General features: G+C 41.8%; 12 protein-coding genes. 6 read left to right on the top strand and 6 right to left on the bottom strand.

Translation table 11 applies throughout. The features are described from left to right. Positions 1–14: 14 nt before the first annotated feature. From I6E83_RS02650 to I6E83_RS02635, 4 genes are all read right to left on the bottom strand, one after another. Complete coding sequence (locus I6E83_RS02650; protein WP_197099853.1) at positions 15–887, bottom strand: substrate-binding periplasmic protein; 873 nt, start codon at positions 885–887, stop codon at positions 15–17. Positions 888–1,239: 352 nt separating this feature from the next. Next, positions 1,240–2,499, bottom strand: a complete 1,260-nt coding sequence (locus I6E83_RS02645; protein ID WP_197099852.1) for a multidrug effflux MFS transporter — start codon at positions 2,497–2,499, stop codon at positions 1,240–1,242. Positions 2,500–2,854: 355 nt separating this feature from the next. Beyond that, on the bottom strand, positions 2,855–3,667 hold the full coding sequence (locus I6E83_RS02640) for a crotonase/enoyl-CoA hydratase family protein (RefSeq protein ID WP_197099851.1): 813 nt from the start codon (positions 3,665–3,667) through the stop codon (positions 2,855–2,857). 332 nt (positions 3,668–3,999) lie between these two features. Then, entirely contained in the window at positions 4,000–7,569 is a 3,570-nt protein-coding gene (locus tag I6E83_RS02635; protein ID WP_197099850.1) for a hybrid sensor histidine kinase/response regulator, read from the bottom strand. Positions 7,570–8,080: 511 nt separating this feature from the next. Here I6E83_RS02635 and cysM point away from each other — a divergent pair. The 6 genes from cysM to I6E83_RS02605 all read left to right on the top strand — a co-directional run bounded on the left by cysM (position 8,081) and on the right by I6E83_RS02605 (position 16,457). Beyond that, positions 8,081–9,049 carry a cysteine synthase CysM gene (gene cysM / locus I6E83_RS02630; protein ID WP_413787041.1) on the top strand — a complete coding sequence of 323 codons (969 nt, stop codon included), beginning with the start codon at positions 8,081–8,083 and terminating at the stop codon, positions 9,047–9,049. 107 nt (positions 9,050–9,156) lie between these two features. Beyond that, on the top strand, positions 9,157–9,981 hold the full coding sequence (locus tag I6E83_RS02625; RefSeq protein WP_110921733.1) for a 3'-5' exonuclease: 825 nt from the start codon (positions 9,157–9,159) through the stop codon (positions 9,979–9,981). 73 nt (positions 9,982–10,054) lie between these two features. Further along, on the top strand, positions 10,055–11,596 hold the full coding sequence (gene rlmD, locus I6E83_RS02620) for a 23S rRNA (uracil(1939)-C(5))-methyltransferase RlmD (RefSeq protein ID WP_197099849.1): 1,542 nt from the start codon (positions 10,055–10,057) through the stop codon (positions 11,594–11,596). A gap of 594 nt (positions 11,597–12,190) precedes the next feature. Next, positions 12,191–14,743, top strand: coding sequence for a RelA/SpoT family protein (locus I6E83_RS02615; protein ID WP_197099848.1), 2,553 nt, complete (start codon positions 12,191–12,193; stop codon positions 14,741–14,743). 54 nt (positions 14,744–14,797) lie between these two features. After that, a complete protein-coding gene (gene mutM / locus I6E83_RS02610) occupies positions 14,798–15,736 on the top strand; it encodes a bifunctional DNA-formamidopyrimidine glycosylase/DNA-(apurinic or apyrimidinic site) lyase (RefSeq protein WP_197099847.1) in 939 nt (312 codons plus the stop codon). 280 nt (positions 15,737–16,016) lie between these two features. Next, complete coding sequence (locus I6E83_RS02605) at positions 16,017–16,457, top strand: hypothetical protein (protein ID WP_110921737.1); 441 nt, start codon at positions 16,017–16,019, stop codon at positions 16,455–16,457. A gap of 129 nt (positions 16,458–16,586) precedes the next feature. Here I6E83_RS02605 and mscL read toward each other — a convergent pair whose 3' ends face one another. Then, complete coding sequence (mscL, locus tag I6E83_RS02600; RefSeq protein ID WP_110921738.1) at positions 16,587–17,039, bottom strand: large conductance mechanosensitive channel protein MscL; 453 nt, start codon at positions 17,037–17,039, stop codon at positions 16,587–16,589. Between the two features lie 279 nt (positions 17,040–17,318). Continuing rightward, positions 17,319–19,169, bottom strand: a complete 1,851-nt coding sequence (typA, locus tag I6E83_RS02595; RefSeq protein ID WP_110921739.1) for a translational GTPase TypA — start codon at positions 19,167–19,169, stop codon at positions 17,319–17,321. Between the last annotated feature and the right edge of the window lie 122 nt (positions 19,170–19,291).

Below are 19,291 nucleotides of genomic sequence, written 5' to 3'. Positions count from 1 at the left end.
GACTACGCTTGAGGCTACTGCAACATTTCTTGTTGCTCCAAAGAGGTTTTGGTCAAATCAGTACCGAACCATTTGGTGGTTAACTTTGCGTACGTACCATCTTCTTTTAGGCCTTTTAATCCTGTATTTACTTTTTTGAGTAAATCAGGTTGGCTCTTATCAACTAAAAACACTTTGCGAGCACCATCTGCTCTGATACTTTCATAATCAAAATATCGTGGTTGCAAACTTGGCAAATCATTTAACGTATAGCGCAGTACACCAGAATCATCAACTACAGCATCAACTTTGTCTTGTGCCATCGCTTCTACTGCTGCAAACGTAGTCGGATACTGCTCTAAAGAACCTAGCTTATACGTACCTTGCGCGAAGTATTCATAAGGTTCTGAACTGGTCAACACACCCACTCTTAAAGTACTCAAGTCATTTAATGATTTAATATTTAATGAGTCGTCTAAATATACAAGGCTAGTAGGAAGAGGTGCATAAGCATCCGAAAGTAGGTATTTGCTAGCACGCTCGCTGCTATAAGTGAGACCTGCTGCTACCATATCTCGACTTTTATTATCCAAGTTGTCAAATAACCCTTCCCAAGGATCATTATAAACTTCAACTTTAAAACCTTGGTTTTCACCAATATATTGCATCAGCTCTATATCGAAGCCCGTTACATTTCCATATTCATCTTTGAACTCATAGGGAGCGTAATTGGCTTCAGTACCAACCTTAATAACTGGTGCTGTATCAGGCAGATTGCTAACAAAGTCATTCTTACTTTCCGTTACTGGCGCATCAGCCGAATTAGTATTTTCTTGAGTGGAAGAGTTACCACAGCCAAATAGGCCGACACTCAATACAACTGGTAACACTCGATATAACTGCATCATAATCTACCCTTTACGCTTAACGTTGTTATACATTTCAGTGAAAAATAATTTAGCAAGGTTATACAATATGTTCGTAATATTTCCTTACAGAAAGTTACGTATTGATAATACTTATCTAAATTTATGATTGCAATAACTATGTTTAGTAATTCATAAAATACGCTCTGCAAAAAGAAAGCTACTCCATATATATAAGTTTATTTCTTAGGATTCTATTTTCAATAACCCTATGTTTAATAATTGATTTTTATATATTTTAAAGAACTTACGAGACATAAAAAAAGCATTTATACGTACCGAACGTATAAATGCTTCTTAAAACACAATTAAAAAAATATTGCATATTTTATGCCTACTCAGCATCATCCAAATTTAAGTTACGATCTATTTGCCAGATCAAGAAACAACCGAGACCCATTAATGCAAACATGGCAATACCAATTTTGAGTACTGGATTGACCGGAAATAGGTTTAATAATAATCCACCGAAAATACCAACAGAGAACATCAGTGAGCCTTGTAATGCACTTGCCATACCAGCACGGCGCTTTTGGAAAGCAAGGGCAATAGCAGAAGCATTTGGCTGAGTCAGACCTAAACCTGAAATACAAAAGAAGATACAGGCAAGTACCAATGGTAGCCAAGCATCTGTACCCAAAAACAGTCCTACGACGAAAAGTACGCCTGCAGAAATAACCTGCATCATCGCACCAAAGCGTAAAATACTTAGAATACGAAAGCGATTGGTCAACCATTGATTTAGCTGAGTCAGGCCCACAAAGCCTGCTGCGTTCATACCAAACAACCAACCAAAATGCGTTGCCGATACGCCATAAGTATCCATAATTAATTCAGAAGCTGAGCTGATGTAGACAAACATGGCTCCCATCAGCAAACCACCACCAATCGCTGGATAGTTAAATGTTTTGTCTTTTAACAAGTCCCAGTACTGACTAAGTACTTCTTTTGCAGGGCGTACATTTCGGTTTTCTTCAGTCAGTGTTTCAAAAAAGAAAAACTTCGTAAGCAACAAATTAAGCGTACCAAAGGCCGCCAAAAACCAAAAAATAGAGTGCCAGCTAGAGAACTGTAAAAACAGCGCACCCAATGATGGTGCTAATATTGGTGCCAACCCCATCACCAAAATCATAATAGAGAATGCTTTGGCTGTTTGTTTAGCAGTCAAACGATCTCGAATCGCTGCACGAGTGACTACCGCTCCGACACAAGCGCCAAGTGCTTGCATCGTACGTCCAACAAATAATACATACTCATTATCAGTGGTCGCACAGACAATTGAGGCGATGACATATAACGTCATGCCTATATATAATGGCTTTACTCGACCAACACGATCACTAAAGGGCCCATAAAACAGCTGACCAAATACCAAACCTAAAAAATAAGCTGGTACAGAGTTGGCCATAAAAGCAGTGGAGACACCAAAGTCATCTGCCATCGACGGTAGTGCCGGCAGATACATATCAATAGACAACGGCCCTACCGCGACGATAAGTCCGAGCATCATAATCCATGCAACGGGCAAATCAGCAGAGCGTACACGCTCAGAATCGATAGGTTTGTTAGGCAAGGAGGATTTTTGAGCAGACATATTTAGGCCATTTTATATAGTGATTTTTATTTTATTATTCATACTTGCATTGTTTTAGCCTTTACTTAATACCGCTAGCAAAGGCTATTAACAACAATAGTGTATAGTTACATACATCTGTACAAACAGACAATGCTATATCGCACTATCTGCTTGTATTTCAATGGAAGTATAACGTTAATAAAACAATCACGAATCACTATAGTCATTTCACTATAAAAGTATTACTGCGTTAACCTCGCTTGACGTATTTAATATACATCCACACTTGGTTACCTTATATGACTTTTAAATTGAATCGACTATACAATGAATGCCTAAAATATGAATGACGATTTGTTTAATAAAAAATCGATTAGCGGAACTGACGTTTGCCAAATGCAGTACTGGCTTGCTTGGCTTTTCTGAGCGCAAGTTTGCGGTTTTGGCCGAGCATCATTTTGAGCTGCCATACTTTTTCTTTATATAAGGTTGTCGCTGGCTGATGATGCATAGCATTGATGATTCGCTTACTGGCTAGTACGGCATCAGGAGAGCGCTCTGCAAATTCAGCGGCAAGCTGCTGAGCCTGTTCAAGTGGTGTCTCGCTACAATGACTGACCAGCCCTAGCGCCTTACCTTCATTAGCATCGATGATACGTGCACTCATGGCCAACTCTTTGAGCACATCCTCTCGCACCACGCCAAACGCCGATTGGGTCAAGCCCATATCTGGCACTAGGCCCCACTTGGCTTCCATAATAGACAGCTGACAATCGGGATGGCTGATGCGCACATCGCAAGCCAGTGCCAATTGCAGCCCTGCACCAATACAATAGCCTTCCAATACAGCAATTACTGGTACAGGTACATCGCGCCAAGCAAGACAAACACGTTGGAACGAGCTCTGCCATGGTTTTATGAGTTCCCAAAAGGCAAATGCTTTGTTTTTTGGATGGTTTAAATCACCCAAATCGATACCTGCACAGAACGTGCCTTCTGCGCCATTTAAAATAACCGCTCGTATCATTTTATCTTTGCTAATACGGCCTGCCAACGCAATCAATTCACTCACTACTTTGAAACTCATGGCGTTTTTTTTATGTGGGCGATTCAGAGTCACCGTTACTATATTATCAGTGATAGCAACTTTTAAGGTCTCATACTGGTCAGTGGCAATTGGGCTCATAACAATCCTTATTAATGAATAAAATATAGCGCTAATATTTTAATGTTCAACAGACCTCAATATTAACAGGCTTGTCTCTACCCTACCGCAGCAATAACTGACTGCGACGGTACTATTTTCAATCCTCTATGAACTGGACACGGTGTCAGCCTCGTTTAGTCTACTACTTGTAGCACTTTCACTCGCCTTCTTTATATCCGAATTACATTGAATCGACTATATATAAAGTCTCATATATAAAACGCTCATGAACTATCACAAAGCCATTTATCAAAAAGCCACTTATCAAAAAATCACGGACGTTATAATTAATAATTTATTTTATTATTTGATTAGATCATTTTCCACGTCATATCATTTTCACTTAAACGATGATAATTAAGCTGAGGATAGCCAGATAAATCTAACATCTGCAAATTATTTAACGCTGCTATTAATCCCTCATAATACGGCTCAAGCATAGCAAACTGAGCGGGAGTCGTATGCTGCACATTCAATAAGCATTTATCTTCTAGGTCTTGACTGGCCTGACGTAACTGCGGTACACCTGTATAACGACTGCCACCTAATATGCGATGAGCAATTTGCGCTAGCATGTTACGATCCCCAGCTTCCCATGCCTGAGTTAATGCGTGCTTTTCATCATTTATGGTGTCAAGCATCATAATAATGAGCTTGGCTGCCAAATCAGGTTTATTCGCTGAGCGATTGAGCGCGTCTTGCCAATCTAGAATATTTGAAGCGTTAATATCGTTAGCCCCAACATGACCATCATGTAGGTTATGTTTACTGGGATAATTACTGCCGTCTAGAGCCTTTCTGCTTTGTTCATATGCTGCCGAATCGGTATGAGCGATTACTCTGTTGTCAGAGCTACCTACCGGTTTGTTTGGTGCTGATAATAGTGGCACTTGTCCATGTTTATTTAAGTGTAATCCTTCATAACGAGGCTGAGTCTCACGCGGTGGTTCTCGTCTATGATCGTCACGAGGCTGACTATCTCGCAGGTAGTCATCACGAATTTTCTTCAATGATAAAGGACGAGTAATCTTTTGCGGATTTACGCTATCAGATACGCCATCTCTAGTAATCCCATTACTTTTTGACATAGAACCTGTCGTGACAGTTGCATCAGTAGGCCAAGTTGACTGGTTTTCGATCTCTCTATTTTGCCAATCGCTAGATTGCGCATTACCGCTTATCGAGTGACCGATTACCGAATCGATAGCGCCTAAGCTCTGTTCTGACAAATCACTTTCATTCAAACCAATACGTTGTAAACCAGTGTCAGGCAGCAGCATCGATTCTGATGTTGTTGTACGCCCAAGCCATTTCTGTAGTACTTGCAGTAACTGCGGCTGGCTAATAGGCTTACCAACATAATCATTGATTCCGCTGGCGATGAGCTTGTCACGCTCGTCAGCCAATCCATGTGCCGTCAGAGCAATGATAGGAATACGGTTATCATCGCTCTCAATATTACGAATTTGACGGGCTGCCTCATGCCCTGACATGCGCGGCATTTGAATATCCATAAAGATTAAATCAATACTGCCTTTATCCTGAGTAGCCGCTTTATCTTCAGTATTTGCCTCTTCATAAAGCGCACTGTTTGATTTTTTATTCACTTCATCGCGAGCTTCTGCTTTAGATATCTGGGTTTTATTTGACAAGCTTTGCTTATCATTTTTCGATGATTTGGTATGTTTGGTTTGTTGCTTACTGATAATTTCTATGGCATCAAAACCACTACTCGCTGTCACCACTTGAATACCAAGCTCGCTCAGCAAAGCATCTAGCACTAGTAAGTTGGGTAGATGGTCATCGACTGCCAGTACTGTCACCCCTTTCCACCGTGGCTCTTGCAGGCTTTTGGCAACACTGCGTTTCTGCGTATCTAGCATGGCATAGAGCTGTCTTTTATCTAATGGCTCATACAATATGTTGGCGTGATAGCGATTTAAGAGCGCTTGGTCGGCCGCCACTTGGTAGCCAAACACGGCAAGCTTGCCCTGATAATGTAGACGAATTTGTTTTAGCAATGCCATCATATCGTCTTGTGTATCATCATCAACGATGACCCAATCCCAATAATTGCCGCGTTCTTTTAATGATTCGAGCACGCCGGGTAATGAGTTCGCTTGAGTAAGGGTAATCGGTAAATACTGTAAGCTGGCTTTGAGCACTTGAATAGATGCCGTATGATTGATCCATACCAACACGTTAAACTCATCAGTCTCACTCGCAAGCGGCGCCAAGACTGGTAGCTCAATCGTCTGACCAGTAGCGGCCTCTAGCACGTCAACATGTGCTGGCATACGAAACCAAAACGTTGCGCCTTGATTGGCAATGTTTTCTTGTGCATTGTCATGAAAACCAATATCACCGCCCATCAATCGTGTCAGCTGCTTAGATATGACCAGACCCAATCCTGTACCGCCGTATTGACGGGTAATTGATGGGTCGCCTTGGCTAAAGCTCTGGAACAGCATTTTCTGATCTTCTAAAGAAATACCTTTGCCACTGTCCTGTACGCTAATCATTAGGTAGTTGTCGCGGTGATCGTCCAAGCTGACGCGCACGACTACATCGCCGCTATCGGTGAACTTAATCGCATTGCCCACGATATTGGTCAGTACTTGCTTGAGACGCAGGGCATCACCGTTGATACGCATCGGCACATCATTATAAAAGAGCACGGCCATGCGCAAACCTTTCTCAGCCGAAACTGGTGAGAGCATATCAACCACATCATAGATGGTGTCATAGAGATCAAACTCATGGCGATCAAGTACCAGTTTACCCGCTTCAATTTTGGAGAAATCCAACACATCATTGACCAATGCAAGCAAATGCGCAGAAGACTTACGTATGGTTTGCACATACAAATCTTGCTCAGGGTTTAACTCACCATGACGTGCCAGCAGATTGATAAAACCATCGATACTATTAAGAGGTGTACGCAACTCATGGCTGATATTGGCCAAAAATGCTGACTTGGCTTGACTGGTTGAGATAGCCGCATCACGCGCATTACGAATAGAGATGTTTTGCATCTCCATCTCATCAAACGCTAGACGCAAATCGTCTTCGGTTTGCTCAGCATGATCTTTAAGCTCCTGAAAGCTCATATGCAAGCGGCGCAACGTCCTAACCAAATCTTGCTGTAGTAGATTTAGCTCACCATCTGACTCAACTGGAATTGGATAATATAAGTTGTCGACATGGGTACGCTGTAGCTGTAATCGCAGCTCATAGATAGGTGCTATCCAGCGCTTTGAATAAATATTTAGGCTAAGTAATAGAATTAGAATAGTGAATAAGCCTGTAATCACTAGCGCCATGGCAATACGATAACGCGCAATATACAGCGGTTCATTGTCCATATCGACGAGCAACCACAGTCTTTGCCCTTCAAATTCACCCAACACACTGCCATAAGCCGTACCAATAGGCGTTAACTCTTGCGATAAAAACTTTGCGTTGATATCTATTGCAGGCCACGATTCATTTAATCCATAACCGACTGCTGCGAGCACTTGATTGTTTTCATCAATAATAGCGATACGCTGTACGTGCTGCTCAGACTGCATACGACCCAATTTATCTTGGATATCCTCTAGCTTTGTAATCACAGTTTGCGGTGTTTCACCTACATGAATTTCACTGATGTCTTGATTGCGCTCTTGCTCTAACAGTTCAGGAATGAGGTCTGCAATCACTGGTGTATAACGAATCAGCACGGCCTCAGCCAAGACGCCTTGCTCTGAATTACTGGCGCGCATGGTTTCATAAAACACCAAAATACCGCCGACGGCTGCCAACACACAAATTGGTAAAAACACCAATATGATTAATTGGTCATACGCACTGCTAGTATCAAAACGTTTTTTGTATGCCATGCTGTCGTCACTCTCTATTGGGGGCTTTGCTATGTATATGGATACGGTATCAGTCTTGCTTAGTCTATTACTTATAGTACTTTCACTCGGCTTTCTGACATCCAAATTATATTGAACCGACTATATCAATAGCAGTGGCAAGCTATCTTGCCTAAGAATAATTTTTATAAATATTTCAGCTATTTTAACAGCATTTATAGATTCTAATCGATGAAGGTGATATGGCTAATAATTGATGCCGCAACCGACTTTTAACTGTCTAGCTATTTTTAGACACCACTCATTTACCAAAATCTGCTGATGCCATCAGCGTAGCCAAAAACAAAATGATATAATGACGCAACTTTCTACCGGTTGCTATTTTTTTGTGATTGTCACAATACAATCAACTACGAAATCATTAGCTTACCTTGATAGTAACCGTATTAACATCTTGACTCAAAAACTAAAATTATATTTAAGAAATACACTATTATTCAAAAATCAATTTTAAAATTAATAAGGATACTTTATGTCCGCTCCGGCTATGTTAAAGGCTAACTATATTACTCAAGTGACGACGCTAGCTGATTGCGTCGGTCAAACGCCGTTGGTTAAATTGCAACGTCTACCTGAGACAGAGCAGTTAACCAATGGCGCTGCGTTATTGGCCAAGCTTGAGGGTAATAACCCTGCTGGCTCTGTCAAAGACCGTCCTGCTTTTAACATGATTTATCAAGCAGAACAGCGTGGTGATATAAAGCCTGGTGACATGTTGATTGAAGCGACTAGCGGCAACACGGGTATTGCCTTAGCCATGGTCGCAGCGATGCGTGGCTATCCAATAACACTACTGATGCCAACCAACTCAACCCAAGAACGTAAAGATGCGATGATTGCCTATGGTGCAACGTTAATCGAGGTTGATGAAGGGATAGAAGCGGCGCGTGATTTGGCATTGCAAATGCAAACAGCGGGTGAAGGCATTGTATTAGATCAGTTCAACAACCCTGATAATAGTCAGGCACATTACCTCACTACAGGGCCTGAACTGTGGGCGCAAACTGAGGGTAAAATCACGCATTTTATTAGCTCAATGGGCACTACTGGTACTATCACAGGTGTCTCACGATATCTGAAAGAACAAAATCCCGATATCAGAATCATCGGCTTGCAACCTGATGAAGAGGCTGCGATTGCAGGTATCCGTCGTTGGCCTGCCGCTTATATGCCTGGTATCTTCGATGCGGACTTAGTCGACGAAGTCATGGATATTAATCAGCGTGTCGCAGAGGTCTATATGCGCAAACTGGCCAAAACCGAAGGTATCTTCGCAGGTGTTTCTTCAGGGGCAGCGGCATGGGCAGCAGTACAGGTCGCTAAAGAAAATCCTAATGCCGTTATCGCATTTATCGTATGCGATCGTGGCGATCGTTACTTATCAACGGGTTTGTATAACGTTGATGATAGCGATGTTGATAACAGCCTAGAAGTTAAGTAACGAACAGACAACGCTGCTCAATATCGTTGGTTCAATTTAAGAGAGATTAATGCTGTCACTCTTATATACTGGATTGACGATAAGTTGATAAATAGTCAGGATTAACTATGTCACAAGCCCGACCTTCCGACCCTATATTGGTCTTTAATATCGAGACTGTCGCCGATACGGATGCGGCGCGCCGTATCTATCCGCAATTGGCTGAACTCAATGATGCGGATACGCTAAGTGCTTTGACAGCTATCCGTATGCAAGAAGCTGGTCACGATTTTATGCGCCTGCCACTGCAGCGTATTGTCTGTATCTCTGCTTTATATATCAAAGACGGTAATTTCTCCTTGTTTTCGTTGACTGCAGATAAATTTAGCGAAAAAGATATTCTCACTAAATTCGTTCGAGCATTCAGCGATCTTGAAAAACTACCGCAACTGATCAGTTGGAACGGCTCAGGTTTTGATATCCCTGTGTTGATATATCGCGCCATGCAGTACGATTTGTCAGCGCCATGGTTATTTGAAGAAGGCGATCGCATCAAAAACATGCGCTTTGATAACTATATTAACCGCTTCCACACTCGTCATCTTGATTTGATGGACAGGTTCAGTCAGTACGGTGCCAGCCACCGCGAAGCCATGGATATCGTCGCAAGCCTTTATGGCCTACCCGGCAAAACTAATATTGATGGCAGCATGGTTGGTGACCTCGTTACTAATGAGGACTGGCAAGCGCTATCCATCTATTGCGAGTCTGACGTCATGAATACGTGGCTCATATATCTGCGCTGGTTGCGTTTAACGGGGCAATTATCCTCACAAGACTTTGATAGTTGGCAGCAGCAGAGCTATGACTATTTAGTAAAACATACCCAAGCAGATGGCAGCATACGTCATCAAGCCTTCATAGCTGACTGGTCATCTGCACCCAACTCATAAAAATACCGCATTTTAAGCAGTCACTTTTACTTTTATTTCTTTGTTATTTATCATTTATTATTAAGGCAGGTTTATGCAACCCACCGATTCAAAAACGTCTATAGCATCTGACGCAGTGCCACAAACTGACGATAGACAATCCATCGTCGTTCCACCAAATAAGAAAAAATCTAAGCCATCATCAAAAACACGTCGTCGCCTAAAAGATGCAGAACCGATTCCTTTTACCATCGATAGATTGTCGCATGATGGTCGCGGTGTTGCTATCTATGGCAATGGTTTTGGGGTTGACGATGGTCATGCTGAAGACAAGCATGGCAAAACAACCTTTGTCAGTTTTGCGCTGCCAGGTGAAAGCGCATTGGTCAAAATCACCAATAGCCGTGCCAGTTTTGAGGAAGGCGATGCAGTCAGCATCACTGCCAACCCAAATCCTGAACGTACTGTACCGCCCTGCCCTCATTTTGGCGTTTGCGGTGGCTGTAACTTGCAACATTGGCAGCCAGAAAGTCAAATTAGCTTTAAGCAATCTGTACTAGCCGAGATGCTTATACACCAAGCCAATATAGAGCCTGACAATTGGCTTGCACCAGTCGTTGGTGATCGCCTTGGTTATCGTACCAAAGCAAGATTGGGTGTACGTTATGTCACCAAAAAAGAAACGGCTTTGGTTGGTTTCCGTGAGCGCTCAAGTAACTTTTTAGCTGAGTTGAATGAATGTCATATCTTAGACCCACGCATTGGGTTTGAGATTGAAAACTTAAAAGCGTTGATCAGCACGTTAGAGAGTCGTAATAAGATTGCTCAGCTTGAATTGGCCATGGGTGAGCAGATACCTGAGTTGCCAGATGGCAATCAGCCAGTTGCCCTTATTGTGCGTAACTTAGAGCCATTATCAGACGGTGATGTAGAAAAGCTAAAAGTATTTTTTGCAGCACGTAATTGGCAGTTATATCTACAGTCTAAAGGTGCTGATAGCATCCAACGCATTGCATTAACAGATGCTGATGACATGAGCCAGCAGTTTGGACGTCTGTATTACCAGTTGCCAGAGTACGATCTGACGTTTGAATTTATCCCGACTGACTTTACTCAAGTTAACCTATCTGTGAATCGTCAAATGACCAAGCTCGCTTGCGATTTATTAGACCTAAAAGCAGGTGAACGCGTACTAGACTTATTTAGCGGCTTGGGTAACTTTAGCTTACCACTTGCGCGACTCGTCGGTGAGACAGGTTCCGTAGTCGGCGTGGAAGGAAGCGAAGCCATGACCGCACGTGCAGCAGATAATGCACGTCGCAATGGTATCAATAATACTGAGTTTTATAGCCAAGATTTGACACATGATTGCACTGATAAACCTTGGGCCAACCAAGGGTTTGATGCGTTACTAATCGATCCACCGCGCTCTGGTGCGTGGGAGATTATGCAGTATTTACCTAAATTTAATGCTGAGCGAATCGTTTACGTTTCTTGTAATCCTGCAACACTTGCCCGTGATACAAAAGCGTTACTAGAACAAGGATATCGTCTGACACATGCTGGCGTGATGGATATGTTCTGCCATACTGGTCATGTTGAATCAATCGCTCGCTTTGAAAAAGTAGCCGTTTAATCTCTTGCTTCTTAAGTGAGCTACTGAGCGTGCAAAATAGCTGTATTTATATAATCGATTCAATTTAAAAGTAGTACAAGGCAATCGAGTGTCGGCGTATAGTAGATTCAATATAATTTGGATAAAAGGAAGTCGAGTGAAAATACTACAAATAGTAGACTAAGCAAGACTGACACCGTATCTAGTTTATAGAGAATTAACTATATATTAAATACGTCAAGCGAGGTTAACGCAGTAATACTTTTATAGTGGAATGATTATAGCAATTTATGCTGCATCCAAAACTTGGATGCAGCAGCGTTAATAAATAACAGCTATTTGCCTTGATTAACAGCAGACATTACATAGCCTTGCTTGATTTGTCATCTCAAAATGGGATAATAGTAAACAACTTTTCTATGTTTAGAAAATCAGAACTTAGTAAACGTTCATACTCATAGCTTTATATATTTTACACGCATTTTATAACTGCTAAAAATCGCTTTTTAGCAGTCGTATTGGTTTATATCTAATACTTTATGAAAGTGCAAATTTGAAATGTGTGTACAGTAGACGGGGTTATACTCAATTCAAAATAGCTAAGAGGAGTCGGCTATGGTAAAAATTCGTGAAGGATTACCGCTAGTGGATGGACAGACCACACAAGCCGATAGTGCAACGCTTGCAGCCCAGCTAGTTGCGAGCCAACGCTCTCATCAGTCTGCCAATAGCTATGCCCAAATCCCGCTCGATATCAAATACCAGCTAGCAACTCATAAGCTACACACCACTTTTGATCGCTCAGCCTTACATGCTTTTCATAGCCATGATCCAAAGCTTGAGAACGAGTATTCTGACAATCCGCTGTTGGATGAAAACAATACGCTCTCTGAAGTAGAAATTGAAGCTATTGACTTGGATCAGGTTAATATCGACGTTCCCACTTGGCTGGACAATGTGGCCAAACGTATTGGTCAAGACTCTGTCCCTAACCTGCATGCTGCTTGTGAATTTATTCGCAATCATATGAATACTAGCGAGTCTGAACGCTCAGGCGCTTATGTCACTGGTATTGGTATGACCGACATATTGACCTATCTGTATCAAGATGAAGATGCACTTGTTGCTGCCATGCTCTATCGTAGTGCGCGTAAATCTATCATTAGTCTCGCTGAGATAGAAAAAAACTTTGGGTCTGATATATCTACTTTAGTCAAAGATGCCTTGGCAATGGGTAAGCTGTCTGAGATTATCGAGAGCAATAAGCGCTTAGAAGATCACTTCGTGAACAATCAGCGTGACCAGCTATCCAATATTTATAGCATGCTTATCTCTGTCACTAACGATGTACGCGTCGTACTGATTAAGCTGTCTGAGCGTACCTTTGCCATGCGTGAGCTGACTTTCTCTAGTGTAGCCAGGCAAAATCGTGTCGCACGTGAAGTCATGACTATCTACGCCCCATTAGCGCATCGACTGGGTATCGCACAACTAAAATGGGAACTTGAGGATTTAGCTTTTCGCTATCTTGCGCCTGATCGCTACAAAGAGATTGCTAAGCTACTATCCGAAAAACGCAGTGAGCGTGAGTCCTATATTCAGCGCGTGCAAAACAAACTTAATGAAGCGTTAGCAGAAGCCAACATCGAAGGTGAGGTTTCTGGGCGTGTCAAACATATCTATTCGATTTACCGAAAAATGAAGCTCAAAGGCTTATCATTTGATCAACTTTATGATATTCGTGCATTGCGAGTACTGGTTACCAACCCTTCAGACTGCTACCACGTCTTAGGTTTGGTCCATGGGTTATGGCGCTATATCCCTGAACAGTTTGATGACTATATTACCAATCCAAAATCTAACGGGTATCGCTCGCTACATACTGCCGTGATTGCGAAAAATAAATCTCTCGAAGTACAGATTCGTACACATGAGATGCATTTTGAAGCAGAGCTTGGCATGTGTGCGCACGTCAACTACAAAGAAGGTCTGAAGAATAAAAAGGATAATTACCTTAATCAAAGAATCAGCTCTCTGCGTCAGCTCTTATCTATTAATAATGAAACACGCAATCAGCTACGGTCATCGTCATTAACAGGTGAGGATCTCGATGAGATAGAGCTCGACGAAGAAGAGCAACTCGTTGATTTTGATGAGCTAGAACGTATTTATATCTTCAGCCGTGATGGTGATATTACTGAATTGCCAAAAGGTGCGACTGTTCTTGATTTTGCTTACTACGTGCATACGCAAGTTGGTAATCGTGCACAAGCTGCTCGAGTCAATCAACGCTATGTACCGCTCACCTATCAGCTCAAAACGGGTGAACAAGTTGAAATCATCACTAAGGCATCACGTGAACCTAATCGCGATTGGCTGGTTGCCTCGCTCGGTTATATTCACACCAACCGTGCACGCTCGAAATTAAGACAATGGTTTAACAAACAAGACCGTGATAAGAATATTGAGATTGGCCGTCAAATGCTCAGCAAAGAGCTGGAACGACTATCGGTACATCCAAACAGTATCGATTTGAACGATTATCTTCAGCATTTCAATGCCAATACTACCGATGATATTATCGTCGGACTGGTCACCGGTGATATCGGTCTAAACCAGTTAACCAGCCATATCTCGCGACAGCTACATCTAGAGCCTGAAAGGCCTCCTGAAGACTTTATACCCAGTGTAGATAATAGAGACACTGGCAAACTTGATGCCTATAAGATTCACGTTGACGGTCTGGATAATATTGAAGTTAATTTAGCAGGTTGCTGTCACCCTGTACACGGTGAGCCAATTGCTGGTTACATTACTTTGTCACGAGGGGTCAGTGTCCATAATCGTGGCTGCCCTGAGTATTCGCGTCTCATCGAGCGAGACCCTGAGCGTGCGATAGAAGCCGCTTGGCGAGTACAATCTGGTCGTTATCAACCGGTTGACATCCATGTAGAGGCTTATGATAGACGAGGACTATTGCGTGACTTGACACAAATTATTGATAAAGAAAACGTCAATATTCGTCAGGTTCAGACACTTAGTAATGACGATAATATTGCCTTTTTGAAATTTCATATTGAAGTTTCGGGACTGGCTCATTTGTCTAAGCTCTTGGCTAAGTTAGAGCAACAGCATGGCATCTTGCATGCTCGCCGCGCCGTCGTTTAAATACAAGCCTAGCTATACATATCCATTTAATCATAAAGTTGCCATAGAAATATCATGCCTGAATTGCCTGAAGTAGAAACGACCAAAACTAGCCTAGCGCCATTACTAGGGCAACAGGTTATCGATGTAAAAATATTCCAGCCGAAGTTACGCTGGGCGATGCCCGATGACTTAGATATCTTGGTTAATTTCACACTAGATAGTGTCGAGCGCCGAGCAAAATATTTAATACTGAACTTTTTACCTGCGTCATCTAATGATAGTAGCTCAGTGGCGCAATCTAATAAGCTAGCACCTCGACAGCTTTTAGTTCATTTAGGCATGTCAGGTAGCTTACAGCAGCATAGTTATGGCACGGATAAACGCAAGCACGACCATTTAGTAATAGTGTTCAATAATGCTGATAATACCAAATCCCAGCTACACTATTATGACCCAAGACGATTTGGCTCGGTATTATGGTATCAAGATTATAGTGCTAAGCTATTGGACCACCTAGGTCCTGAGCCACTTTCAGATGAATTTACTGCGGACTATCTATACCACTTGATTCAACGTACAAGCGTATCTGGTGAAAACGCCGAGTCCACAGTCACAAATAAAGCTAAATCAAAAAAGCAACCTATCTCCCGCCCTATCAAGTCAGTTATCATGGAACAGCAAGTGGTAGTAGGTGTAGGGAATATCTATGCCACAGAAAGCTTATATTTATCAGGCATCCACCCGGCCACACCTTCTCATCAACTATCGTATGATCAGATTGTCATTTTAGTTGATCACATTAAAGTTATCCTAAAAAAAGCGATAGCACTTGGCGGTTCGACACTACGAGATTTTACCGTTGCTAGCGGTCAAACAGGTTACTTTCAGCAGACACTAAACGTTTACGGTAGACAAGGTGAAGCGTGTCCACATTGTCAGACAACACTTGAGAATATCAAGCTTAATGGCCGAGCCAGTGTCTTTTGCCCTAGTTGTCAACCAATGGGTTAACCATAATTTTCAGTAATTTTACCTACCCGTTTCGATCTACAATCAACAGCGTAGTAATTTCATTTGAATGTCTTATATTTTTTCATTCAAACCAGCATATCATGCGCATTTTTGTTGCTTATTAACGCACATCTTGCTTTAATAGTAATAACACTTACATAAATAGTGCATACGGTTTATTTATCTGTAATATTTAGCTTACCTATCGCTGCGAGGATATTTTTTTGTAGAAATATCAGCAGCCACTAATCATACCAATTGTGAATTTTAGGATATCGTTATGACTGTTAAAGCCAAGAAACAACGCACAGTTAAGCAAAAAGCTTTTACTGTTGCTACCAGCTTAAGTCTGTTGGTCGCTAGCATGCAGCCAGCCTTGGCCGCAATAGAGATTGATGAAACTGACTTTGGGCCTTCCTATGGAACCATGGTTGCGGATGCTACCGTAGGTAAGCCTCTTCAACTGGTCGGTGCCGTTGCTGGTACTGCACTCTACCTTGTTAGCCTGCCTTTCTCCCTAATCGGTGGTAACGCAGATCAAGCGCAGCAGAAGCTATTCGTCGAGCCTTGGGATGCGATGGGCCGTTGCTTAGGTTGCTCTGTTGCTGAAGACAACTATTATAAGTCACAAGCAAATGATAACAACCTTGTGCGTATCGTCGTCGACCAACCATCAGAAATTTTAATCAATACAAACGACTACGTAATCGTTAATCCATAAGCAGTTATTTTTAAGTATATTGCATTATAATATATAGATACTAAATCTAATTTGTTTGTAAATTGACAATAAAAAAGGCTAACGCGACGTTAGCCTTTTTTATTGTTTTATTCACTACATTAAATGACTTTATTTAGAGATGTCAGTATTACTTAACTTGGCACTAATTTCACGAAGTAATAGTACCTCTTCTGAAGGTTCCACAATGGCCTCTACCACTTCTTCTACTTCTTGAGCACGGCGCATTTTATTTACCGTTCTGACCATCATAAAGATAATGAACGCTAAAATTAGGAAGTTAATAAGCACCGTAATAAAGTTACCGTATGCTAATACTGGAACACCCGATTCTTTAAGTGCGTCATAGGTCATAGCAATACCTTCAGGTGCGTCCCCTAATACTAAGAACATGTTCTTAAAGTCAATTTCGCCACCGAATATAAAGGCGACGATAGGCATGATAATGTCTGCCACGAGAGAAGTTGTGATGGTTGCGAAAGCACCACCAATGATGACACCAACTGCTAGGTCCATCACATTACCTTTTAACGCAAACTCTTTAAACTCAGATACCATACTCATTATTTTTCCCCAAAATTTATCTATAAACAGATATAACTGTCTAGTTATCGCCACAATTGGCTTTAATAGTAATTATTGAATATATTAATATGACTATTCATTCTGTCTCTATTTTTGCAAAATTACAACACAAAAAAAAGCAGTATAAAGTGAAGCACTATTCGCTCACCTTATACTGCTAATTTTTTAACGGCTTCAATGTCAGAAAATTTTTACTGACATTGAATTTCAGCGTCAAACATCAATGATATGAATTACTAAGTAACCCACTTATTGATATTAAGCACCTTTTTTACCACGGCCGTGACGCTTACGCTCACTTTCAGTCAAGTAACGCTTACGTAGACGAATCGCTTTAGGGGTTACTTCAACCAATTCGTCATCTTGGATGAATTCAAGTGCTTGCTCAAGCGTAAACTTAACTGCTGGCGTCAACGTCAATGCTTCATCAGTACCACTAGCACGTACGTTGGTTAGCTGTTTAGCTGTCGTTGGGTTAACAGTCATGTCATCGTTACGAGAGTTCAGACCGACAATCATACCTTCGTAAACTTCAAGCTGTGGCTCAGCAAATAACTTACCACGTTTTTGAAGGTTAAATAGTGCAAAGCCTAGGCAAACACCTTTAGCCATAGAAACCAATACACCATTAGAGCGACCACCAACATCACCGATCTTTTGCGGACCGTAATGTGAGAAGCTAGAAGTCATGATACCGCTGCCTGAAGTCAGAGTTAAGAACTCAGAACGGAAACCAATCAGACCACGAGCAGGAATAGTCGCTTCAATACGCATACGACCTTTACCATCAAGTTCCATGTTAGTCATCTCGCCTTTGCGTAGACCAACTTGCTCCATGATAGAACCTTGATGCCCGTCTTCAATATCGAACACAACGTTTTCATACGGCTCTTGTAACTTACCATCAACTTCTTTAACGATAACTTCTGGGCCTGAAACACCCATCTCAAAACCTTCACGACGCATGTTTTCGATAAGTACAGATAAGTGAAGCTCACCGCGACCTGATACTTTAAATTTATCAGGAGACTCTGTGTCTTCTACACGTAGTGCTACGTTATGAATCAATTCACGCTCAAGACGCTCACGAATATTACGTGACGTCACAAACTTACCATCACGACCAGCGAACGGTGAGTTGTTTACTTGAAAATTCATTGATACGGTAGGTTCATCTACCGTTAGTGCTGGTAATGCTTCAACATTAGCTGGATCACAAATCGTATCTGAGATATTAAGTGCGTCAATACCAGTGATACAAACGATATCACCAGCTTGTGCATCTTCAACATCAATACGGTCAAGACCATGATAGCCCATGATTTTTAGAATACGGCCATTACGCGTGTTGCCATGCTTGTCAATGACAGTTACTTGCGTGTTCAATTTAACTTTACCACGCTGGATACGACCAATACCGATAACACCAACAAAGCTGTTGTAGTCAAGGCTTGAGATTTGCATGCGGAATGGTGCATCTGCATCAACCTGTGGAGCCTGTACAACATCAACGATAGTTTTGAATAGTGGCGTCATATCATCAGCTAAATTATCAGCTTCTAAACCTGCAACACCGTTCAATGCTGATGCATAAACAACTGGGAAATCAAGCTGCTCATCAGTCGCACCTAGGTTATCAAACAAATCAAAGATTTGATCCATTACCCAATCAGGACGCGAACCAGGACGGTCAATTTTGTTGATAACAACAATAGGCTTTAGACCTTGCTCAAATGCTTTTTGCGTTACAAAACGAGTCTGAGGCATTGGACCATCAACAGCGTCAACAACTAGTAATACGCAGTCAACCATTGACATAACACGCTCAACTTCACCACCGAAATCGGCGTGACCTGGGGTGTCAACAATGTTGATACGGTATTCTGTATCTACAGTTTGATCTGTCCAGCGGATAGCTGTGTTTTTAGCCAAAATAGTAATACCACGTTCTTGCTCAATATCGCCTGAATCCATTGCACGTTCAGCAACGTTTGCACGGTCGCCAAAAGTACCAGACTGATGTAATAACTTATCAACCAAAGTTGTTTTACCGTGGTCAACGTGGGCAATAATTGCAATGTTACGCAGGTGTTTGATATCGTTCGCCATATAAAATGCTCGTTTCGTCTTAAAAAATGCAGTAGCAGTAAGCGCCGCCGGATAAACCTTTATCATCAACCAGATAGATATTGAATACTTACTTTTAGACGACTGCACCATAAGTGCTGTTA

Origin of the sequence: Psychrobacter sp. SZ93C1, assembly GCF_015864635.1 — a bacterium.
GTDB lineage: Bacteria > Pseudomonadota > Gammaproteobacteria > Pseudomonadales > Moraxellaceae > Psychrobacter > Psychrobacter fozii.
This window is presented reverse-complemented; position numbering and strand designations above follow the sequence as displayed.